We start from the raw sequence: 21638 nt of genomic DNA, 5'->3' as shown, positions 1-21638 counted from the left end.
GTATAGCGTCCGGGCCGTTCCCGCGAGGCGGGGCCATCATGCGGTGCATGATAAAATTCGCGCCGCGCTGCCCGGGCAGATCCACTCCGTGGCCTTCCATTCCTTTCTTCCCGCAGGTTCTTCATGAGTGCCCACACCCTCACCGCGCTGTCGCCGCTCGACGGTCGTTACGCCGCCAAACTCGATCCCTTGCGAGGTCATTTCAGTGAGTTCGGCCTGATCCGCAACCGCGTACGCGTCGAAATCGCGTGGCTGTGCGCGCTGGCTGCGGATGCGCAGATCGGCGAAGTCGCCGCCTTCTCGCAGTCGACGCTGGACGAGCTCGACGCAGTGTTACGCAATTTCAGCGTCGAGGACGCCGCCGCGATCAAGGCGATCGAGGCGCGCACCAATCACGACGTGAAGGCGATGGAGTACTGGCTCAAGGATCGGCTGGCGAACAACGCCGAAGTGACCGGCGTGTCCGAGTTCATCCACTTCGCCTGCACCTCGGAAGACATCAACAACGTGTCGCACGCGCTGATGCTCAGCGAGGCGCGCGCCGATACGCTGCTGCCGGCGCTCGATGGCGTGATCGCCTCGCTGCGCGCCATGGCACACGAATTCGCCGCATTGCCCATGCTGTCGCGCACGCACGGTCAGCCGGCCAGCCCGACCACGCTGGGCAAGGAAATGGCGAACATTGCCGCCCGCCTGATGCGCGCCCGGGCGCGCGTCGCCGCAGTCAGCCTGACCGCGAAGTTCAATGGCGCAGTCGGCAATTACAACGCCCACCTGTCGGCTTATCCGGACGTCGATTGGTCGCAGTTCAACCGGGTGTTCATCGAGTCATTCGGACTGGAATTCAATCCGTACACGATCCAGATCGAACCGCACGATGCGATGGCCGAACTGTTCGACGCCATGTCGCGCAGCAACACCATCCTGCTTGATGCCGCACGCGACTTCTGGATGTACATCTCGCTCGGCTATTTCCGCCAGAAGCTGAAGGCTGGCGAAATCGGCAGCTCGACCATGCCGCACAAGGTGAATCCGATCGATTTCGAGAACGCTGAAGGCAATCTCGGGCTGGCCAATGCACTGCTGCGCCACCTGTCGGACAAGCTGCCGGTGTCGCGCATGCAGCGCGATCTGACCGATTCGACCGTGCTGCGCAATATGGGCGTGGCCTTCGGCTACACCGTGCTGGCGCTGGATTCGCTGTCGCGCGGGCTGGGCAAGCTGGTGGCCGAGCCGGATACGCTGGCTGCCGATCTCGACGCCTGCTGGGAAGTGCTTGCCGAGCCGGTACAGACCGTGATGCGCCGCTACGGTGTGCCCAATCCTTACGAACAGCTGAAGGAACTGACGCGTGGCCGCGGCATCACGCGCGAAGCGCTGCAGACGTTCATCGGCGGTCTCGATATTCCGGCGGCAGAGCGCGAACGCCTTCTTGCGATGACGCCCGCCAGCTACATCGGCGACGCGGCCCGTCTGGCTGGCGCCATCTGAGGAACATCATGAGTTTTGCCGAAACCCTCAAAACCCTGCCCGGCGTGTCGCATCTGGCGGCCCTGCAACTGATCGACGCCGCCGGAGAGCTGGTCGCGACAATCGAAAACAAGCCCGGCCAGGCTGGGTCGCTTGCGGTGTACAACCACCTCGCGCAGTTGCATGGTGCGATCACTCCGGATGCATCGAAGCAGGGGCTGGCTCTGTATGGCGAGCACACCCTTGACGCGCGCACCAATCCGGGAAAGCACCCGAACATCGACCGGCTTATCTCGCTCGTCGAGGGCAATCAGACCTTGCGCGTGAAGCAGGTGTTCGCAAAGCCCTGAGCGGTCTCTTCCGCGAGCCGCAGCGATATTCTGCAGCGGATGGCATACATCCGCCAAGGCAGTCACGTGGATTTGGGGCAGTTGTTGGGCGTCGCTGCGCTCACCCCAACCTACCTGCCGGACGCCCGCAGCCAGGCTCACCGTAGTGATGCCAGACGCGAACACCCGCCGAAGCCTGGCTTGACGCGGCACTGCCCTGCGTGACCCAACCCAACCTACCTGCCGGACGCCTGCTGCCTGGCTCAGCGCAGTGATGCCCGACGCGAACACCCCCCGAAGCGCGGCTTGACGCGGCGCTACCCTGCGTGACCCAACCCGTAGGTTGGGGTGAGCGCAGCGATGCCCAACATGCTCGGGTCGAATCAGTGCAGCAGTCTTCGAACGCAGACCGGGTCGTGCCCCCGACCGCGCTCGTCACGCGGCCGCTAGGCGATTCAGACCACCGCTTCGTCCTTGCGCTTCGGCGGTTTGATCAGCTGTTCGCGCTTGACACCCAGCCACATGGCCAGCGGGCAGGCGACCAGTACCGACGAGTAGATGCCGAAACAGATGCCGATGGTCAGCGCGACCGCGAAGTAGTGCAGCGCCTCGCCGCCGAACAGCAGCATCGACAGCACCATCATCTGGGTCGAACCGTGCGTGATGATGGTGCGTGAAATGGTGCTGGTGATGGCGTTGTCCATGACTTCGGCGACTGACAGCGTGCGCTTGCGGGCGTTGCGGAAAACCTCGCGCACGCGGTCGAACACCACGACCGACTCATTCACCGAATAACCCAGCACGGCCAGCACAGCCGCCAGCACCGGCAGCGAGAACTCCCACTGGAAGGCGGCGAAGAAGCCGAGGATGATCACCACGTCATGCAGGTTGGCGATGATGGCCGATACGGCGTAGCGCCATTCGAAGCGCATGGCCAAGTAAGCCATGATGCCGCAGATGACGAACATCAGCGCCAGCGCGCCATCTTCCGCCAGTTCCTTGCCGATCTGCGGGCCGACGTATTCGACACGTCGCAATTCAGGCTTCGGACCGTCGCCGACGCTGAGCGTGGCGATCACCTGCTGGCTGACCTTTGCGGAGTCGACGTCCTTGACCAGCGGCAGCCGGATCAGCACGTCGCGCGCGGTGCCGAAGTTCTGCACCTGCGGTTCGCTGAAGCCACTGTCGGTCAGTGCCTTGCGCACGCCCTGCAGGTCGGCGGCTTCGCTGTATGAAATTTCCATCAGGGTGCCGCCGGTGAATTCCACCGACAGGTGCAGGCCGCGCGTGGCCAGGAAGAACACGGCAAGCAGGAAGGTGACAAGCGAAATGACGTTGAACACCAGCGCCTTGCGCATGAAGGGGATGTCGCGCCGGATGCGGAAGAATTCCATGACTGTTCAGATTTCCTTGGTGGCGAGGCGGCTCAGAGGTTGGCGCCCGGTTTCCAGACGGTGCCGATCGACACTTTTTCCAGCTTGCGGGCCCGTCCGTACACCATGTTGACGATGGCGCGCGACACGACAACTGCGCTGAACATCGAAGTCAGGATGCCCAGGCAATGCACGACGGCAAAGCCGCGCACCGGTCCTGAGCCGAACACGAGCAGCGCAATGCCGGCGATCAGCGTCGTGATGTTCGAATCGAGAATGGTTGCCCAGGCGCGCTCGTAGCCGGCAGCGATCGCCGCCTGCGGCGTGACACCGTTGCGCAGCTCTTCGCGGATGCGCTCGTTGATCAGCACGTTGGCGTCGATCGCCATGCCCAGTGTCAGCGCGATGGCGGCGATGCCCGGTAGCGTCAGCGTCGCCTGCAGCAGCGACAGCAGCGCGATCAGGAACAGCAGGTTGGCCGCCAGCGCAGTGGTCGAGATGAAGCCGAACACCGCGTAGTAGAAGATCATGAACACGGCGATCGCCACGAAGCCCCACAGCGTCGAATCGAAACCCTTTTCGATGTTCTCGGCGCCGAGCGACGGCCCGATGACCCGTTCCTCGATGATTTCCATCGGTGCCGCGAGCGCACCCGAGCGGATCAGGATGGCCAGCGTGTTCGTTTCCTGCGGCGAAAACTGGCCGGTGATCTGGAAGCGGTCTCCGAATTCACCCTGGATCGTGGCGACCGAAATCGCCTCGCCGCGACCCTTTTCGAACAGCAGGATGACCATCAGTTTCTTCAGGTTTTCGCGCGTGACCGTGCGCATGATGCGGCCGCCGGTCGCGTCGAGCTTCACCGCCACGGCCGGGCGGTTCGAATCGTCGAACGAGGCCTGGGCGGTTTCGAAGCGTTCGCCGGTCAGGATGACCTGCTTCTTCACCGGCACGTTCGAAACGCCGCCGCTGCGCGAATTCTCCGGATAGACCTCCAGCCCTTCCATGTTGCCGCTGGTCATCGCCTCCTGATCGACCAGGCGAACTTCCAGCGTGGCGGTGCGGCCGATCAGGTCTTTCGCCTTGGCCACGTCCTGCACGCCGGGCAACTGTACGACGATGCGGTCGGCGCCCTGCTGCTGGATGATGGGCTCGGCCACGCCCAGTTCGTTCACGCGCTTCTGCAGCGTCAGGATGTTCTGCTTGATGGCCGATTCCCGCAGCTCCGTCTCTGCCAGTTCGCTCATGCGACCGGTGTAAAGATAGTCGGCACCGGATTGCCCCGGCGTCCACACCATTTCGGGCAGCGCCTTTTCAGCCGCGCTGCGCGCGGCATCGCGACCGGCCGTGTCGCGGAAACGCAGAACGATGGTGTTGCCCTCACGCGAAATGCCGCCGTGGCGGATGTTCTTTTCGCGCAGCTGCGTGCGCAGGTCGGATGACATCGAATCCAGCCGCTTCACGATCGCGCCCTGCATGTCGACCTGCAGCAGGAAGTGCACGCCGCCGCGCAGATCGAGGCCGAGATACATCGGCAGTGCGCCAACAGAACGCAGCCAGTCGGGTGACTTCGACAGCAGGTTCAGCGCCACCACGTACTTGCCGTCGGCCGGATCCGGATTGAGTGCCCGTTCAAGCACGTCGCGCGTCTTCAGCTGGGTGTCGGTGTCGGCCAGGCGCACGCGGACGCCGGTGGTGTCCAGCGTCAGACCCGTATGTGCAATGGCGGCGTCCTTCAGCGTCGATTCGACCTGCGTCATCAGGGCAGCGTCGATCTGCACGCCGGTGCGCGCGGTCGATACCTGCACGGCCGGCGCCTCGCCGAAGAAGTTCGGCAGTGTGTAGACCAGGCCAAGTATCAGCGCCACGATCACCAGCGCGTTTTTCCAGATCGGATAGCGGTTCATTGCGGATTCTGAATGAGGAGTGGAGGGCTGGCAGCGCGTCCGCCGGCCACGGCCGGACGGATCAGCGCGGGATCAGAGTGCCTTCAGCGTGCCCTTGGGCAGCACCGTGGCGATCGCCTGCCGCTGCACGGCGACTTCGACATTCGGCGCCAGCTCGACGCTGATGAAGTTGTCGCCGACCTTGGTGATGCGGCCGGCCATGCCGCCCTGGGTGACCACTTCGTCGCCCTTGGTCAGCGCTTCAATCAGCGCCTTGTGTTCCTTCGCGCGTTTCATCTGCGGGCGGATCATCAGGAACCACAGGACGACGAACATCAGCAGGATGGGCAGCAGTCCCATCAGGCCACCGGTGGGGTCGGCGGAGCCTGCGGCCTGAGCGTAAGCGGGGGAAATGAACACGTTGAACTCCGTTTGCGCGATTGGTAAAGCGCGCGAGTATATCAGCCGGGCCCGGACCGTCCCGGGCCGACAGATTTGCTCACACTCCGCGCTGCCGGTCGGCGAGAAAGGTGGCCGACCAGGGCGCGTAACGGCCGGTTTCTATCGCCTCGCGCGACTCGCGCGTGAACTGCTGGTAGAAGTGCAGGTTGTGCAGCGTATTCAGACGTGCGCCCAGCATTTCGTTGCAGCGGTGCAGGTGGTGCAGGTAGGCACGAGTGTAGTGAGTGCAGGTGTGGCACTCGCAGGACGGGTCGACCGGGCCGGTGTCGTCCTTGTAGCGCGCGTTCTTCAGCTTGATGTCGCCATAGCGGGTAAACAGCCAGCCGTTGCGCGCATTGCGGGTGGGCATCACGCAGTCGAACATGTCGATGCCGTGCGCGATCGCATTGATCAGGTCTTCCGGTGTGCCCACGCCCATCAGGTAATGCGGGGCGTGTTCGGGCAGTTTCGGCGCGGTGTGCGCGAGGATGCGCTGCATGTCGTCCTTGGGTTCACCGACCGACAGGCCGCCGATGGCGTAGCCGTCGAAGCCGATGCCGGCCAGCGCCGCCAGGGATTCGTCACGCAGCGTTTCATGCATGCCGCCCTGGACGATGCCGAACAGCGCATTCGCATTGCCCAGCGCGTCGTGCGCGTCACGCGAGCGCTGCGCCCAGCGCAGGCTGAGCCGCATCGAAGTCGCCGCCTGATCGAGATCGGCCGGGTAGGGCGTGCACTCGTCGAAAATCATCACCACGTCGGAATTCAGGTCGTGCTGGATGCGCATCGACTCCTCCGGCGTCAGCAGCAGTTTGTCGCCGTTGATCGGGCTGGAGAAGCGCACACCGTCCTCGCTGATCTTGCGCAGCGCGTCGAGCGAAAACACCTGGAAGCCGCCCGAATCGGTCAGTATCGGCCGGTCCCAGCCCATGAAACGGTGCAGGCCGCCGTGCTTGCGGATGACGTCGGTGCCCGGGCGCAGCCACAGGTGAAAGGTGTTGCCGAGCACGATTTTCGCGCCCATGTCCTTCAGCTCCGCCGGATCCATGCCCTTGACCGTGCCGTAGGTGCCGACCGGCATGAACACGGGCGTGTCGACCGTGCCGTGGGCGAGGGTCAGACGGCCGCGCCGGGCAAGACCGTCGCGCGCGAGCAGATCAAACTTCATCGGTGTCTTTCATGCGCGCCGGAATGAACATCGCGTCGCCGTAGCTGAAGAAGCGGTAGCGCTGCGCGACCGCGTGTGCATAGGCGGCACGCATGCGCTGCCGGCCGGCCAGCGCCGACACCAGCATCAGCAAGGTTGACTTCGGCAGGTGGAAATTGGTCAGCAGTCCATCGATCACGCGAAAATCATAGCCCGGCGTGATGAACAGGCGGGTGTCACCGCTGCAGGCGGCGAGGGGCCCGGGCGCGCAGGCGGCTGCCGCCGATTCGAGGCAGCGCAGGCTGGTGGTGCCGACCGCGATCACCCGTCCGCCGGCCGACTTCGTTTCGGCAATGGCCTGTGCCGTGTCGGCCGACAGCAGGAACTGTTCGCTGTGCATGCGGTGTTCCGCCAGATTGTCGCTGCGCACTGGCTGGAAGGTGCCGGCGCCGACGTGCAGCGTGACATGCGCCTGCCGCACGCCGCGCGCGCCGACCGCGTCGAGCAGCGCGTCGTCGAAATGCAGACCCGCCGTGGGTGCCGCGACCGAACCGGTTTCCCGCGCATAGACGGTTTGATAGCGCTGTTCGTCCGCCTCGGCGGCGGCGCGCTCGATGTACGGTGGCAAGGGCAATCGCCCGTGGCGTTCCAGCAGTGCGGCCAGCGGCGTGGCATCCGTGCTGCGCAGACAGAAAAATTCGCCGTCGCGTCCGAGCACCTCGAAATCGAAGGCGTCTTCCATGCGCAGCCGGCTGCCGGCGCGCGGCGTCTTGCTGGCGCGGACCTGCGCCAGCGCCTCGCGCTCGCCGGTCAGCCGTTCGATCAGCACTTCGATGCGGCCACCGCTGTCCTTCGTTCCGTACAGCCGGGCATGCATCACGCGGGTGTCGTTGAACACCAGCAGGTCGCCCGGTTCCAGCCACCGGGGCAACTCGCGGATGCGGCTGTCGGTCAGCGTCGCTGGCCCGACGACCAGCAGGCGACTGGCGCTGCGCTCGGGCAGCGGAGCCTGGGCGATCAGGTCGTCGGGCAGGTCGTAATCGAAGTCGGACAGGGAGAGCACGGAAAGCGGCACAAGGTCGGCCTGAAAGGCAAAGCCGACAATTGTAGCGTCCGTCAGGCTTGCGCAGCGACCGGCCCGACACGCATAATCCGCCGCTCTTCCCTGCCGGGATGGCGGAATCGGTAGACGCAGCGGATTCAAAATCCGCCGCCGCAAGGTGTGGGGGTTCGAGTCCCCCTCCCGGCACCAACAAGCGCCAAGCTATAATCGCGCGATTTTTCGGGCGCTTTTTGATCCGTGCAGGTCTTTCGCGCAATCCCTTCTGCGGCCGATGCGCCGGTCGTCCTGACCATCGGTAACTTCGACGGCGTGCATCTGGGCCATCAGGCCCTGCTTGCTCAGCTCGTTTCGCGTGCGCGCGAAGACCGTCTGCCGGCGGCGGTAATGACCTTCGAGCCGCATCCGCGCGAGTTCTTCAGTCATGAGCGACGGCCGACCCGGCTGACCAGTCTGCGCGAGAAACTCGAACTGTTTGCCGAAGCCGGGGTGGACAGGGTTTACGTGTGTCGTTTCAATGCGCGGTTTGCGGCACTGAGCGCCGAGGCTTTCATCGAGGATCTGCTGGTGCGCGGTCTTGGCGTGCGTCACCTCATCATCGGCGACGACTTCCGTTTCGGGCGGGGGCGGGAAGGTGATTTCGAGCGCCTGCGCGTGGCCGGCGAGCTGCACGGCTTTTCACTGGCGGCCATGGCCACGATTGCGGTCAATGGCGAGCGGGTATCCAGTTCCGCGGTGCGCGGGGCGCTGGAACACGGTGATCTGGCGCGTGCCGAAGCATTGCTCGGGCGCCCCTACGAAATCAGCGGGCGCGTCGAGCACGGGCAGAAAATCGGTCGCGAACTCGGTTTTCCGACCGCGAACGTGCAGATCAGGCAGCGTTCGCTGCCGCTGTCCGGAATATTCGCGGTCACCGTCACCGGTGCCGGCTTGCTCGGTGCACAGGGCGCGGCCAGTGTGGGCGTCCGGCCGACCATCGCCGACGGCTTGCGGCCGACCTGCGAGGTCCACCTGCTGGACCGCACGGTCGACCTGTACGACCGTCGCGTGTCGGTGCGCTTCCGGCACAAGATGCGTGACGAGGTGCGCTATGAAGGACTGGATGCACTGCGCGAGGCAATCGCGAAGGACGTGGTCGATATCCGCCACTGGTTTGCTGTACACACTCTCTGAAGGCTGAACATGGCTGATTACCGCTCGACGCTGAACCTACCCGACACGCCGTTCCCGATGCGCGGCGACCTGCCGAAACGTGAGCCTGGCTGGGTGAAGCAGTGGCAGGACAGCAAGCTCTATCAGCGCATCCGCAAGCAGTCTGCGGGCCGGCCGCAGTTCGTGCTGCATGACGGCCCACCGTACGCCAATGGCGACATCCACCTCGGCCACGCGGTCAACAAGATATTGAAGGACATCATCGTCCGCTCGATGACGCTGCATGGTTTCGACGCGTCTTTCATTCCGGGCTGGGACTGTCACGGCCTGCCGATCGAACACCAGATCGAGAAGGCGCACGGCAAGTCGTTGCCGCCGGCCGAGGTGCGCAAGCTTGCGCGTGCCTATGCCGCCGAGCAGGTCGAGCTGCAGAAAAAGGGCTTTGTGCGGCTGGGCGTGCTGGCCGACTGGGATCGTCCCTATCGCACGATGGATTTCCAGAACGAGGCGGGCGAAATCCGTGCGCTGAAGGAAATGGTTACGAAGGGCTGGGTGTATCGCGGCCTGAAGCCGGTGAATTGGTGTTTCGACTGCGGTTCGGCACTGGCCGAAGCCGAAGTCGAGTATCAGGACAAGGGCAGTCCGGCGGTCGATGTGGGGTTCCAGATTGCCGATGCCTGTCGCCAGATGCTGGCGGATGCCTTCGGACTCGACGCGCTGCCGGCCGGCAAGGTGCAGGCCGTCATCTGGACCACCACGCCGTGGACCATTCCGGCCAACCAGGCGCTGAACGTGAATGGCGAGCACACCTACGCACTGGTGCGCACCGCGAACGGACACGTCATTGTCGCGCGCGACCTGGTCGACAGCTGTCTGGCGCGCTTCAAGCTTGAAGGCGACGTGATCGCCACCGCGCAGGGGACGGCACTGGCGGATCTGCTGTTCCAGCACCCGTTCTATGTGCGCGACGTGCCGGTGCTGGTTGCCAGCTATGTCGGGCTCGACGCGGGTACCGGCATCGTTCATTGCGCGCCGGCCTACGGTGTCGAAGACTTCCAGACCTGGACGGCGCATGGTCTGGCGACCGAAGAGGTATTCGGACCGGTGCAGGCCAATGGCGTCTATATCGACGCCCTGCCGCTGTTCGGCGGCATGCACATCTGGAAGGCGAATCCGGTCATCATCGACACGATCGCCAAGGCCGGCGCGCTGCTGTCGCATGAAAAGATCACGCACAGCTACATGCACTGCTGGCGCCACAAGACGCCGGTCATCTACCGCGCCACGGCGCAGTTCTTCGTCGGCATGGATATCCGCCAGCCGGAGTCGTACACGCTGCGCGAATGCGCAGCAGCGGCGGTCGAAGCCACTGCTTTCTATCCGGAATGGGGCAAGGAACGGCTGGCGGCGATGATCGCCAAGCGTCCCGACTGGTGCATTTCGCGCCAGCGCAACTGGGGGGTGCCGATTCCGTTCTTCCTGCACAAGGAAACCGGCCAGATGCACCCGGATACGCCCGACCTGATGGAACAGGTCGCGCTGCGGGTCGAACGCGAAGGCGTCGATGCCTGGTTCAACCTCGATCCTGCCGAGCTGCTGGGCGATGACGCGGCGCATTACGACAAGCTGACCGACACGCTCGATGTGTGGTTCGATTCCGGCACGACGCACTGGCACGTGCTCCGCGGCTCGCACCAGGACGGCCGGCGCGGCGACGGTGGCCCGGTTGCCGACCTTTATCTCGAAGGCTCCGACCAGCACCGTGGCTGGTTCCAGTCCTCGCTGCTCACCGGTTGTGCGCTGGACGGCCACGCCCCGTATCGCGCGCTGCTGACGCACGGCTTCACGGTCGATGCCAACGGTCACAAGATGAGCAAGTCTGCCGGCAACGGCATCGAGCCGCAGGAAGTCGGCAACAAGCTGGGCATCGAAATCCTGCGGCTGTGGCTCGCGTCGGCCGACTATTCCGGCGAATTGTCGATTTCGAAGGAAATCCTCGACCGCGTGGTGGAAACCTACCGTCGGCTGCGCAATACCGTGCGTTTCCTGCTCGCCAACATCGCCGACTACGATCCGGTTGCGCACAAGCTGCCGGTGGCCAAGTGGCTCACCATCGACCGCTACGCATTGGCACTGACGCGCGACCTGCAGGAACGGGTCGGAAACGACTACCTCGCCTTCGAATTTCACAAGATCGTGCAGGCGCTGCAGCACTTCGCGTCGGAAGACCTCGGCGGTTTCTACCTCGACATCCTGAAGGACCGGCTTTACACGACAGCGCCCGGTTCGCTCGCCCGCCGCTCGGCGCAGGGCGCGCTGTGGCACATCACGCAGACCCTGGTGCGCCTGATGGCGCCGATCATGCCTTTCACGGCGGAAGAGATCTGGACCGTGCTGGCCGAAGCAGGCAAGAACGGCCCGTATGCGGCAAACCTCGACAGCGTCATGCTGACCACGTGGAATGCGCTTCCGATGCAGGCCGATGAAGCTGCCCTGATGGAAAGCTGGGGGCGCATCCGCGCACTGCGTGCCCAATCGGCGCGCGTGCTCGAAACGCTGCGTGCCGAAGGCGGCATCGGCTCGTCGCTGCAGGCCGACGTCGAAGTGCGCGCCGCGGGTGCGACCTTCGACGATCTTGCGGCCCTCGGCGACGATCTGCGCTTCGTGCTCATCACCTCCGGGGCGACGCTGATCAAGGTCGAATCGGACGCGGAACAGGGCGTCAGCGCAGCGGCAAGCGCGCAAGTCAAGTGCGGACGCTGCTGGCACTATCGCGCCGATGTCGGCAGCAACCCCGAGCACCCCGAACTGTGCGGCCGTTGCGACAGCAATCTGCATGGCGAAGGTGAAATGCGCAGCCACGCCTGACCACGATGAATGCACGCCTTGCCGGCTGGTTGGCCATTGCCCTGGTGGTTGTGGGCGCGGACCAACTGACCAAATACCTGATCACCGGATGGTTGTCGTACGGCCAGAGCTGGTCGGTGACGTCCTACTTCGATCTGGTGTTGGTGTACAACCCGGGCGCCGCATTCAGCTTTCTGGCCGATCATTCCGGCTGGCAGCGCTGGTTTTTCATCGTATTGACGTCGGCGGTGTCCGTCTGGCTCATCGCATTGATGCGCCGCCATGTCACCCAGATCGTGCTGCCGCTGGGGCTGGCGTTGATCCTCGGTGGCGCCATCGGCAACCTGATCGACCGCGTGGTGCTGGGAGCGGTCGTTGATTTTCTGTATTTTCATGCCGGGAGCCATGGCTTTCCGGCGTTCAACGTGGCCGATTCGGCCATCACTGCGGGTGTCGTACTGATGCTGATCGATCAGTTCTGGCTGGTGTCGCGCGCCGCCCGTGCGGAGAAGCAAGCATGAGTGACAAGATCAAGCCGGACAGCCTGGTGACCCTGCACTACCGCATGGCCGTGCCGGAGAACGACAGGGCCGTGGTACGGGTCAGCACCTTCGATTCCCGGCCTGCGACCCTGCAACTGGGGCGCGGTGAATTGGCGCCGGCACTCGAAATCTGTCTGGTCGGCCTGGCGGTCGGCGATCGTGAGGTGTTCGAGCTGGAAGCCGGCGAGGTGTTCGGTGACCATACGGACGATCTGGTCGAGCGTTTTGCGCGTGCCGACCTGCCGGACGATGTCGAACTGGCGGTGAATTCCATCGTCGAATTCATGGGAGAGGACGGCAACAAGTTTCCCGGCCTGGTGAAAGAGGTGGATGAAAAGTCGGCGCTGATCGATTTCAACCATCCGCTGGCAGGGCGGGCCGTAAGCTTTGAGGTGCAGATCATCGGCGTCCTCTGACGGAGGGAACATGGAAATACTGCTGGCCAATCCGCGCGGCTTCTGTGCCGGCGTCGAGCGCGCAATAGCAATCGTCGAACGGGCACTTGAGCAGTACGGTGCCCCGATCTATGTGCGGCACGAAGTGGTGCACAACAAGTTTGTCGTCGACAGCCTGCGCGCCAAGGGTGCGATCTTCATCGATGACCTCGAACTGGTGCCCGAGGGCGCCACGCTCATCTTCAGCGCGCACGGTGTGCCACAGGCGGTGCGCCACGACGCGTCGGCGCGCGGCCTGCGCGGGTGCGACGCGACCTGCCCGCTGGTGACCAAGGTGCACGTCGAAGTGGCCAAGATGCGCGATGCCGGTCGCGAAATCGTCATGATCGGGCACAAGGGGCATCCGGAAGTCGAAGGGACGATGGGTCAGACGGATGGCGGCATGTATCTGGTCGAAACCGTTGCCGATGTCGCCTTGCTGAGCGTCAAGGACGCCGGCAAGCTTGCCTATGTCACGCAGACCACCTTGTCGGTGGACGACGCAGAAGTCATTGTCGAGGCGCTGCGGGCGCGCTTCCCCGACATCGTCGGCCCGAAGCGCGACGACATCTGCTACGCGACGCAGAACCGGCAGGATGCCGTCAAATTCATGGCGCCGCGCAGCGATCTGGTGCTGGTGGTGGGCTCACCGAACAGCTCAAATTCGAATCGCTTGCGCGAGGTGGCGCAACAATTCGGCGTGCCGGCCTATCTGATCGACAACGCGACGCAGATTGACCCGTCCTGGCTGGCCGGTCGCAAGCGCGTCGGCGTGACCGCCGGGGCGTCGGCACCGGAAGTGCTGGTCGATGAAGTCGTGGCACGGCTGCGCGAACTCGGCGCCGGCTCGGTGCGTATGCTCGAAGGCGCGCCGGAAAACGTCAACTTTCCGCTTCCGAGAGAACTGGTGCAGGGGTGACACACCCGTTGATTGGCGCAGACGGGCACGCTTACATATACTGGGAACCATGAAAACCACGTTGAACCGCGAACAAACGATAGATCTGCTGCGCAAGCACGGCGTCAATCTCACGCAGCCGCGGGTAGACATCGCCTGCGTACTGTTTTCCCGCATGGAGCATCTTTCGGCGGACCAGATCCTGGGGATGGTGAACGAAACCTCCTCGTCCGCTTCGAAGGCGACGGTCTACAACACGCTGAAGCTACTGCGTGATTCCGGATTGATCCGCGAGGTCATCGTCGATCCGACCAAGGTGTTCTTCGATCCGAACACCGATCCGCACCACCACCTCTATGACATCGTGACCGGCTGCCTGACCGACATTCCGCAGCACGTTCTGCGCGTTGACGGCATGCCGTCGCTGCCGCCGGGGATGGTCGCCGATGGCATGGATATCGTTGTCCGCATGCGACCGTCAGGCGCTGCCGTGTGACGGCAACGCCGATCCGTGCATTCTTCCCCGTTGCGTGCAGGTTCTCATTGATTTGAGTCGTGCCAACGGCTAACATGCGCGCTCTTTTTCGCCGCTGTAGCTCAGTTGGTAGAGCAGCGCATTCGTAATGCGAAGGTCGCCAGTTCGATTCCGGCCAGCGGCACCATAAGAAACAAACAGATAGGCCAACCTCTTGGGGTTGGTCTTTTTGTTGGGCTAGCGCGGGGCTAGCGCGACGCCTTGATTTTTCATCACTTGAGCGTGGAAGCGCTGACCGTTGATCAATTGCTTGGGGTTTCCGCTACCGCCCTGCGCCCGGAGATATCCCGCAAACTGCGCGACGCTCCACACGTAGTTAGACCGACAGACGTGCCTGTTCGCTGCGTCGAGCCACGGCGCCAATAAGTCCGAGTCCAATCAAAACCATGGCGTAGGTCTTTGGTTCAGGGACTGGATTAGCTGCAAGCAAAAAAGCGTGAATCTCACCCGTGAGACTGTTAGACGCATCACCAACAATCCAGCCATTGTTGTTTATCGCAAGAGCCCGATTCAAAACCCAGCCTTGCTCTTTGATCGAGTCATCGACAACGTCGTTTAGGTCTGTCATGACGCCATCATCCCAAATGAAGGCGTGTTGGACAAAATTGCCAGGTGTCCATCCATAACCCACTACTTGGCCGTGGTCGTTTATGTCGAAGCCTTCGCTATGATCGCCGCCCAAAAAACCCAGATAAATTGTTTCCGATCCAGTCCAGATCGTCGCGGGATTTCCAACACGACCGCCCGCTGTAACTCCGAAAGAGACGCCGACGACTTGGCCAAGGTTGTTTAGAGAACTGGCGTAGCCACTTTTTGAAAGAATCGCAATCTCGCTTCCGTCCCAAAACGTCACTTGGTATCCACTGCCGTCGGATTCACGGCCAACTATCTGCCCAGATTGATTGATGTCATAGGCTTCGCTCGACACGCCATCCGAAATGTTACCTATGCCACCTAATCGGCTTGGGACGCCGTCATTCCATATGGTTGCGCCGGAGTCCTGATATCCAACAATCTGGCCAGCGTCATTTATTGAGTTAGCAGCGCTTCCATACGAGCCAGCAGGGTTGAGGTCGGTAACGACGCCGCCGTTCCAGATAACGGCGTGGTTTGTTAAATCCCCTGGAACGTTCGCCCAGCCAACTACTTGCCCGGAATTGTTAATGGACGACGCCAGACTCTGCGTTCCGCCGAGTGTGCCAAGTTCGGTCATGGTTGAGTCGTTCCAGATGAACGCGGAATAGACGGATGAATTACCGCTAAAGGGCTTAGAGGCTAAACCTACAACCACGCCAGCATCGTTGATGTCTCTCGCATAGCTGTAGGTCCCGCCAAGAGTTCCAAGACGAGTGAACGTATAGGAAAGCGGGGCGGCGTCGGTTGCGCTGGGAGTGAAGCCAGATGCAAGAAGGGCTGATGCAATCAAACAGATGCGCGTACTCATGAGCTTCCTTAACCAGTCGTAATGCACTTTGACCTAGCTTGATCAAAGCAAATTACCACGCGTCGCATGCATCACGCTACGTGTGAGGACGGAGCCGGGAAGGTGAATTCGATCTGCTGTCAGCTGTGGGTGTGTCGTGGCTGCCCTATGCCCGCTTCAATAGGTCTGCCTGTTCGTTCAACAATCGACCTAACTCGCGCAGCTTTTCCCGCGCTCCGCCCATGTACCCATTACGCGCCGTCCGCGTCTTTCCTTCATCAGTTCGCGGTCCGGTCGATTGCTCCCACGGCTTCCATGTGCGGATCAGCGCCGCCTGCCGTGCCCGGCGCTCGGGTGTCCAGCCTTTGCCCATGTGGTGCCTCCAATAGTTCGGTTTGCTCGGTTTCGGTTTCGCGCGCGCGCGCGTTTCGTCGCTCGATTGGTCCGGTGCCGTTGTTCACCTGCTGCTGCCCGCCGTTGTTGATGTTGGCCTGCTTGGCGAACACGACGGGCGGGTTCTTCAATGTCGACAGCGTTTCGAGTGTCATCCGGCACTGGTTCTGCGCCTTCAACGCCATGCGCATGTAGGTTTCCCATTGCTTCAGATATTCCTGCTTCACGGTCCGGCGCGACAGATTCACAAAGATGGATTGCAGCGCGTGTGCCTGCCCTAGCAACATCCCTTCGGCCTCACTCATGTCGCCGGCCTTCATCTGCTCGATGCGATCCAGAAGCCGATCCGTCAGCGCGCCCATGTCCAGTTCGCCATAGGTCGGAGCGCCGAAGGCTTCCACAACCGCCGCAGCATTCACGCTAGGCCGTGTCGCAAACTTGGCGATAGCGTCCGCCTTCTCCCTGTCGGTCGCATCGGGAAACGTCGCAACAGCCGTGCGCTTGCCGGCCGGCTTGCGTGTGTTCTTGGTGGTCATGTGTTCCTCGCTTTCAGAATTGCCCGGTAGCAGCGCAGCGCGCCTGCTGGGTCGTTTAATGCTTCGGCTAAAGCATCTGCCCGGTCGTCGTCCGTTTCGCCGCCATAGACGGCTTCAATCAGCCCGCGCAGTTCCCGCGCTTCAGCTTCCGTCGCTACACGTCGCGGTCGCTCCGGGATCGGCTCCGCATCGATGGCGTGCGGGTAGCGTTCGAGTGCGTATGCACTGGTTGCTGGCGGACAGTAGGAAACTTCCAGCAGCTCGCCTTTGGCGAACTTCAAGCGCCAGCGAGTCGCGACTATCGGTTCCGTCTTGGCATCGTTCAGGGCTTCAATGATGTCCGCCTTGTGTTCGCGGATCACAGCAAGCCAGCGATTCACAGCGTCTGCCTCGCCAGTCGCCTTGATCGTTCCCGGCTTGCCCAGTTCAAGACATACCCCGTCCGCCCGTGCCTCTCGGATGATCGCCGCCGGGTTCATATCTCCACCTCGACCCCGTCCGATAGCGTCTGAAGGTGCTCAGATTCTTCGAAGGTGCTCACCTCTTTTTGTTGAGCATCTTCAGAATTCTTGAGCACCTTCGCGGATTCCTGCCAAGGCATACGCCATACCCAGCCGCCCTTCATGCCTTGCTTCACCGGTTCGATATGGAGCGCTTCTTTCGCCCTTCGAATCGTGGCCCAGGAATAACCCGCACCGTCAGCATCCGCCCTTATTGCCTTGGCCGGAATAGGTCCGTCTGCCAGCAGATCAGCAAGGAATCGCTTTGCATCAGCCAGTGTGCCGCCTTCGCTGTCGTCGCCTGTGGCGTCCGCCGTCGCTAGCAGTTCGCGCGCAGCACCTTCTACCGCGTCACCCCACAGGACAGACGATGCGAATACGCCCGGATGCGCATCCAGTTCCGCTTGGTGCAAGTCGTATTCGAAGCCGCCGTCATCCGGTCCGATGTTGGATTTAGCCCGGCAGAAAAGCCGCACGGTGCGGCCGTCCTCGCCTTCCGTCTGGTGCTTTGCCGCCACCATTACCACCCGTGCAAGCGCCCCGAATGCCAAGCTTCCGGTCAGCCTTTCCACGGGGTCGCGCCCTCCCGTCCCTTTGGAAAAGTGCGTGATTCCCAACAAGGCGCAGCGCATAGAGCTGGCCAGATCGACAAGCGGTTGCAAGCCTCGCCGCACCTCTGCGTTCTTGTGACTGTCACCGGCTATCGCGGATACCACCGGATCAACGATCAGCAGGCGCACGCCGCCGATGTCCGCCACCTTTCGCCGTAGCGCTTCCATGTCTCGGGCTGGGTCAAAGGATCGCCGCTCGTTGCCTTCCCGGATGTCGGCAATGAAATAGGCGCGGGACAGATCGGCGCCCGACAGTGCGAGTCGTGGAATCAGCGTGTCCGCCGGATCATCTTCGCCGCTCCAGATCAACACGTTTCCGGCAGTTGCCCGAGTCCCATCCGGCCAGCGCCCGCCAGTCGTCACCGTCGCAGCCAAGCCCATGGAGATCGTTGTCTTGCCGGTGCCCGGTGCGCCGCCTAATACATGCATCTTTCCCGCCGCTAGCCACCCGCCCCACAGCCATGAAATAGCCTCTGGCTTAAGGTCGGTCGCGCAGATCAAGCCGACCTCGCTGGGTTGCGCTTGCGCATCCATCGCATCCGCTATCCGTTTTGCCGCGACGTCATCAAGGAAGCTCGCGCCACGCTCGATTGCACCGTTAGCCATGCGTCAGCCCTCCCGCATCGAGTGCCGCCTGTATGCGCCCCACAGCCACCACAAGGCGCGCGCGGTCCGCATCGCTGAAGGGTTGCCCGGCCAGCAATGCCGCGCCCGCTGTCAGCACGACAAGGGCTTCAAATGCGATACAGCGAAGCACGTCAGCAGCCGGGAACGGGCGCCGCTCGCCCTTGATGGCGTGCGCCTCGTTGCTCAGTTTCTCGGGGAACAGATCGGACAGAGACAGCCCGACAGCCTGGACGACTTCATGCACCGTGCAACCAGCGAAGCATTTCAGCAGCGCGCGGCCGTCTTCCAACTCGCGTACGGACAGAGACGGCCCGCGGTCATCGTGTGCAGGACATCGCGCCACCCATCGCCCCGGCCCAGTGCGCCTTACCTTGTCCAGACGCGACAGCAAGGTCTCTGCGCTCATTTCGCACCGCCTTTCCGCGACCATCCGCGCTTCGGCGCTCGGGTACGGCTCTGCTTGCCCAGTGAGTGCCAGCCGATCAGCGGATCGGTATGATTCGGGGTGTCTTGTTTGGGGCTGTACTGCTTTGCGGTGCGGCTCTTTTTCTTGTCCACGTAGCCCCCTTACGCCGTAGCGCCGTTTTCGCGGGTGCGGCTTTCCAGCCACGCGAGCAGGTCAGTACGCCGGTAGCGGACTTTGCGGCCCACCTTCAGGAAGGGCAGGTTGTAACGCCCGGTAGAGCGCCAGACAGAGAGCGTGCCGGGTGACACGTCGAGCAGATCGGCAGCGGCTTTGTCGTCGAGCAGATCGGCGCCGCGCTTGAGCAGTGCTGCAAGGTTTTCAGTCGTCATCGTTCGCATCCATGTGTCCCGGCTAGGGTGCCGTATGGATGCGAACAGTGAAGAAAAGCGACATGACGAAACAGAGAAAGGGTTTAACCCTTAAGGGTTAAACGTTCCTGAAAGCCTTGCTGCGCAATCGTTTTAGGGTGTGCCTTTTATGATTCTGGTTTGCGCCCGTTGTGCGCCCACGACGGACGAATGAGCGATGCGGCGTATTTTGCTTTGCCCTTCGACATGCCGCGCTGTTCAAGCCACGCGGCTACCTCGGGGTTAATGTGTTGCGTACTTGGGTCGTCCCTGCAGGCGTTTTTCCAGTACGCATGTGCCGCTCGGATCATCAATACAAGGTCATCTGAAAAAAACGACAAGCCTTCCTTGTCTGGCTGTTCTACAGGCGGCGTCGCTGCCCCGTTGACTATCTCTTGAATGTCCTTGCGGCGAACAAAGACTCTGGATAACGAGATCGAAGCAAGGGGCCTTTCCTTTAGGTCCTCCAGCAGCCAGTACTCGTTTCCATCTAATGCGTCGAGCGGCCCGGCCCATGAAATCGGTCCGGTCTCTCCGGTTGCTTGAAGTCTTAGGACGCTCTCAAAACTGAGCGGTATGTACTCGATGATGCGTGTTGCCCCCAGGTGCCGGACAACATCGCCTTCATAGAAGGTGATCGTCTCCCGGAGTTCAGCCGACAAACCATATAACCAAATCCGTTTTTCCGCCGCCGCCTGCAGAAGTGTCCGCACGTCTGTGCTTAATGCCGTTGCAGCGGCATCAACGTGCATGAAAGTCGTTTCGATCACAGCGCCCCTTTCGCGCTCCCCTGTGAGGGTGCCGCGCCAGCCGGGCAAGGGTTCCCGGTGTTCCTCCCGGCGGAGTAGGCGCGGCGTGCTGCTCTTTTAGTCCGTAACGGTTCCGACAGACTGCGAATGCGCCGCGTCCTTGCTCTCCAAGACGCGCGGCGGCGGGAAGGCGTTACGCAAAGCGATGTATCTAACGTCGCCGTCCGTTGTGGTCACAACGGCTGTAAGGCCATCCAGCTTCCCGCCAAGCTCAAGTCCAAGTAGCCAGCGCAGCACAAGTGCCGGCGACTGGTTGATCATTTCCATGCGTATTCCTTCCGATGCTGGGGCACGCTTTGGCCCGCACTCGCCTGAAACCGTCAGGCAGCGGTCTTGCCATTCTTGATCGACACAACCTCTGCGCCATCCTTCAGCCCGGCCGCTTCCATCATGGCTGACGTGGCCGTATTCACCGACTGCCGCACCGGATCAAGGTCGAGTCGGGCATAGATCGCGGTCGCTTGGTGCGTCTTGTGGTTCAAGCTCTTGCCGATAATTGAAAGCGATGCGCCGGTCTTTGCCTGCCAGCTTCCAAGCGTGCGCCGCAGATCGTGAATGCGCAGGTCACGCATCGTGTAATCGTCCGGGTTGATCTTCGCGGCCTTGGCTTGTGCCTGATACGTGCGTTCGGCTTTCGTCAGGTTCTTCAACGCCAGTTCATCGGCAGCGGCCCGCTTTTCGTCGTCAAGTACGCCTGCGGCCTGTAGCGCGTCGAGTAGTCGAATGAAGCTTGCGGCGCGCTTGCATGTGTCCCATGCCTTCTTCGGTTCAACGAGGTGTCCAGTCTCGCCAGCGCCGGGAAACACGAACGGCGAATCGTTGCCGGCTTCTGCCCGCAATCTGAGCACCGCCAGTGCTTCAGGGGATAGGGTGACGTTCTGCGGCGTGCCGTTCTTGGTCTTGCCGATCCGCCACACAGCGCCGTCCATGTCGACGTCCTTCCATGCCATCGCCTGCACATTGGACCGACGCGCGCCGGTCAGCAGGGACAACAGGAAGTAATCGCGTTGCGACGACTGGGCGATTGCTCCGAAGAGCGCCGGCAGTTCGTCCGCTTGAACGAAGCGGTCGCGCTCGGCTGGCAGGTTCTTCTGAATCCGGCTTGCCGGGTTGGTCCCGCTGAATAGCTCTTGGTCGAGCATGAAAGTGAACACCGACGACACGATGGCGACAGCCCGGTCCGCTTGCGCTGCGCTTGTCTTGCTCGCCTTGCGATGGATTGCCTTCACGTCAGTCCGGGAAATCTCCGACAGCTTCTTGCCGGTAATCGGGGCAAGGTAAAGGCGCAGGACGTCCTGATAGTCGCGCTTTGTGTGCTCAGACAGCGGCGTGCCGTTGCGCTTGCGCTTGTGCGTCAGCAACTCGTCAAAGGCTTTTGCGAAGGTCAGTTCTTCACGGATGGCGCGCCGTGCTTTCGCTGGGTTGGCGCCGCTGGCGAATTCGCCCAATACCTTGCCGGCCTCGATCCGCGCCTTTTCGACCGTCATGTCGGTCAGGTCGCCAAGTTTCACCCACGCCATCGATGCGCCGGTCCGCTTCACCACATAGAAGGTGCGTGCGCCGGTGTGCGTGATGCGCACTGCCAGCTTCACAACCTCTGTGTCGTACAAGGTAGTGCGCTTGCCGACGTCGGGCAGGGGCGTTTCCAGAATCAACGTCTTGCTGAGTTTCTGCCTTGCCATCGTCGCACCTCAATCTGATCGGTCTAGCACCGGGCTAGCACGGGCTATCAAATTTCGGTGTTTTTCACGCTAGCCCGTTAAGGTCAGTATGGATGCAAATCCTTTATAGGTAAAGGAAAAGTAAGGTTCGTTA

At 62.3% G+C, this 21638-nt stretch carries 22 protein-coding genes and 2 tRNA genes; 10 read left to right on the top strand and 14 right to left on the bottom strand.

Annotated elements, in window-relative coordinates; genetic code table 11:
* The first annotated feature begins 123 nt into the window (after positions 1-123).
* Entirely contained in the window at positions 124-1491 is a 1368-nt protein-coding gene (gene purB / locus Q8R75_RS17405) for an adenylosuccinate lyase (RefSeq protein WP_305611901.1), read from the top strand.
* Between the two features lie 8 nt (positions 1492-1499).
* Positions 1500-1820: a DUF2322 family protein gene (locus tag Q8R75_RS17400; RefSeq protein WP_305611900.1), complete on the top strand. Its 321-nt coding sequence runs from the start codon at positions 1500-1502 to the stop codon at positions 1818-1820.
* Positions 1821-2254: 434 nt separating this feature from the next.
* On the opposite strand, the gene secF is transcribed toward Q8R75_RS17400, so the two are convergent.
* The 5 genes from secF to queA all read right to left on the bottom strand — a co-directional run bounded on the left by secF (position 2255) and on the right by queA (position 7706).
* The gene (gene secF, locus Q8R75_RS17395; protein ID WP_305611899.1) at positions 2255-3193 is read right to left on the bottom strand and encodes a protein translocase subunit SecF; all 939 of its coding nucleotides are present in this window, start codon (positions 3191-3193) and stop codon (positions 2255-2257) included.
* Positions 3194-3225: 32 nt separating this feature from the next.
* Positions 3226-5076, bottom strand: a complete 1851-nt coding sequence (gene secD, locus Q8R75_RS17390; protein WP_305611898.1) for a protein translocase subunit SecD — start codon at positions 5074-5076, stop codon at positions 3226-3228.
* A gap of 72 nt (positions 5077-5148) precedes the next feature.
* Complete coding sequence (gene yajC, locus Q8R75_RS17385; RefSeq protein WP_305611896.1) at positions 5149-5475, bottom strand: preprotein translocase subunit YajC; 327 nt, start codon at positions 5473-5475, stop codon at positions 5149-5151.
* Between the two features lie 79 nt (positions 5476-5554).
* Positions 5555-6664: a tRNA guanosine(34) transglycosylase Tgt gene (gene tgt / locus Q8R75_RS17380; protein WP_305611891.1), complete on the bottom strand. Its 1110-nt coding sequence runs from the start codon at positions 6662-6664 to the stop codon at positions 5555-5557.
* Complete coding sequence (queA, locus tag Q8R75_RS17375; RefSeq protein ID WP_305611890.1) at positions 6654-7706, bottom strand: tRNA preQ1(34) S-adenosylmethionine ribosyltransferase-isomerase QueA; 1053 nt, start codon at positions 7704-7706, stop codon at positions 6654-6656. Before queA ends, tgt begins: the two co-directional genes overlap by 11 nt.
* A 104-nt stretch (positions 7707-7810) precedes the next feature.
* Between queA and Q8R75_RS17370 the strand changes: the two genes are divergently transcribed.
* The 8 genes from Q8R75_RS17370 (at position 7811) to Q8R75_RS17335 (ending at position 14238) form a co-directional block, all read left to right on the top strand.
* Positions 7811-7895, top strand: a tRNA-Leu gene (locus Q8R75_RS17370).
* A 48-nt stretch (positions 7896-7943) separates the two neighbouring features.
* The gene (locus Q8R75_RS17365) at positions 7944-8876 is read left to right on the top strand and encodes a bifunctional riboflavin kinase/FAD synthetase (RefSeq protein WP_305611889.1); all 933 of its coding nucleotides are present in this window, start codon (positions 7944-7946) and stop codon (positions 8874-8876) included.
* A 9-nt stretch (positions 8877-8885) separates the two neighbouring features.
* Positions 8886-11723 carry an isoleucine--tRNA ligase gene (ileS, locus tag Q8R75_RS17360; protein WP_305611887.1) on the top strand — a complete coding sequence of 946 codons (2838 nt, stop codon included), beginning with the start codon at positions 8886-8888 and terminating at the stop codon, positions 11721-11723.
* 5 nt (positions 11724-11728) lie between these two features.
* The gene (lspA, locus tag Q8R75_RS17355; protein ID WP_305611886.1) at positions 11729-12223 is read left to right on the top strand and encodes a signal peptidase II; all 495 of its coding nucleotides are present in this window, start codon (positions 11729-11731) and stop codon (positions 12221-12223) included.
* Positions 12220-12660 carry an FKBP-type peptidyl-prolyl cis-trans isomerase gene (locus Q8R75_RS17350; protein ID WP_305626580.1) on the top strand — a complete coding sequence of 147 codons (441 nt, stop codon included), beginning with the start codon at positions 12220-12222 and terminating at the stop codon, positions 12658-12660. The genes lspA and Q8R75_RS17350 overlap by 4 nt, the downstream gene beginning before the upstream one ends.
* Before the next feature lie 10 nt (positions 12661-12670).
* Positions 12671-13597 (top strand): 4-hydroxy-3-methylbut-2-enyl diphosphate reductase, encoded by a 927-nt coding sequence (ispH, locus tag Q8R75_RS17345; RefSeq protein WP_305663808.1) that lies wholly within the window; start codon positions 12671-12673, stop codon positions 13595-13597.
* Between the two features lie 49 nt (positions 13598-13646).
* Complete coding sequence (locus Q8R75_RS17340; protein ID WP_305611663.1) at positions 13647-14072, top strand: Fur family transcriptional regulator; 426 nt, start codon at positions 13647-13649, stop codon at positions 14070-14072.
* A 90-nt stretch (positions 14073-14162) separates the two neighbouring features.
* Positions 14163-14238, top strand: a tRNA-Thr gene (locus Q8R75_RS17335).
* Positions 14239-14427: 189 nt separating this feature from the next.
* Here the strand turns inward: Q8R75_RS17335 and Q8R75_RS17330 are convergent.
* From Q8R75_RS17330 to Q8R75_RS17290, 9 genes are all read right to left on the bottom strand, one after another.
* Positions 14428-15555, bottom strand: coding sequence for a DUF3466 family protein (locus Q8R75_RS17330; RefSeq protein WP_305611662.1), 1128 nt, complete (start codon positions 15553-15555; stop codon positions 14428-14430).
* A 257-nt stretch (positions 15556-15812) separates the two neighbouring features.
* Entirely contained in the window at positions 15813-16463 is a 651-nt protein-coding gene (locus Q8R75_RS17325; protein ID WP_305611661.1) for a hypothetical protein, read from the bottom strand.
* Entirely contained in the window at positions 16460-16942 is a 483-nt protein-coding gene (locus Q8R75_RS17320; RefSeq protein ID WP_305611660.1) for a hypothetical protein, read from the bottom strand. The genes Q8R75_RS17325 and Q8R75_RS17320 overlap by 4 nt, the downstream gene beginning before the upstream one ends.
* The gene (locus Q8R75_RS17315) at positions 16939-18180 is read right to left on the bottom strand and encodes an AAA family ATPase (RefSeq protein WP_305611659.1); all 1242 of its coding nucleotides are present in this window, start codon (positions 18178-18180) and stop codon (positions 16939-16941) included. Before Q8R75_RS17315 ends, Q8R75_RS17320 begins: the two co-directional genes overlap by 4 nt.
* Positions 18173-18490, bottom strand: a complete 318-nt coding sequence (locus tag Q8R75_RS17310) for a hypothetical protein (protein WP_305611657.1) — start codon at positions 18488-18490, stop codon at positions 18173-18175. The genes Q8R75_RS17315 and Q8R75_RS17310 overlap by 8 nt, the downstream gene beginning before the upstream one ends.
* Positions 18491-18768: 278 nt before the next feature.
* Positions 18769-18996 carry a helix-turn-helix domain-containing protein gene (locus Q8R75_RS17305; protein WP_305611655.1) on the bottom strand — a complete coding sequence of 76 codons (228 nt, stop codon included), beginning with the start codon at positions 18994-18996 and terminating at the stop codon, positions 18769-18771.
* 146 nt (positions 18997-19142) lie between these two features.
* On the bottom strand, positions 19143-19832 hold the full coding sequence (locus Q8R75_RS17300) for a hypothetical protein (RefSeq protein ID WP_305611654.1): 690 nt from the start codon (positions 19830-19832) through the stop codon (positions 19143-19145).
* Between the two features lie 48 nt (positions 19833-19880).
* The gene (locus tag Q8R75_RS17295) at positions 19881-20090 is read right to left on the bottom strand and encodes a hypothetical protein (protein ID WP_305611653.1); all 210 of its coding nucleotides are present in this window, start codon (positions 20088-20090) and stop codon (positions 19881-19883) included.
* A gap of 53 nt (positions 20091-20143) precedes the next feature.
* Positions 20144-21478: a tyrosine-type recombinase/integrase gene (locus Q8R75_RS17290; RefSeq protein ID WP_305663807.1), complete on the bottom strand. Its 1335-nt coding sequence runs from the start codon at positions 21476-21478 to the stop codon at positions 20144-20146.
* Between the last annotated feature and the right edge of the window lie 160 nt (positions 21479-21638).

Origin of the sequence: Methyloversatilis sp., from assembly GCF_030696805.1 — a bacterium.
In the GTDB taxonomy this organism is placed as follows: domain Bacteria; phylum Pseudomonadota; class Gammaproteobacteria; order Burkholderiales; family Rhodocyclaceae; genus Methyloversatilis.
This window is presented reverse-complemented; position numbering and strand designations above follow the sequence as displayed.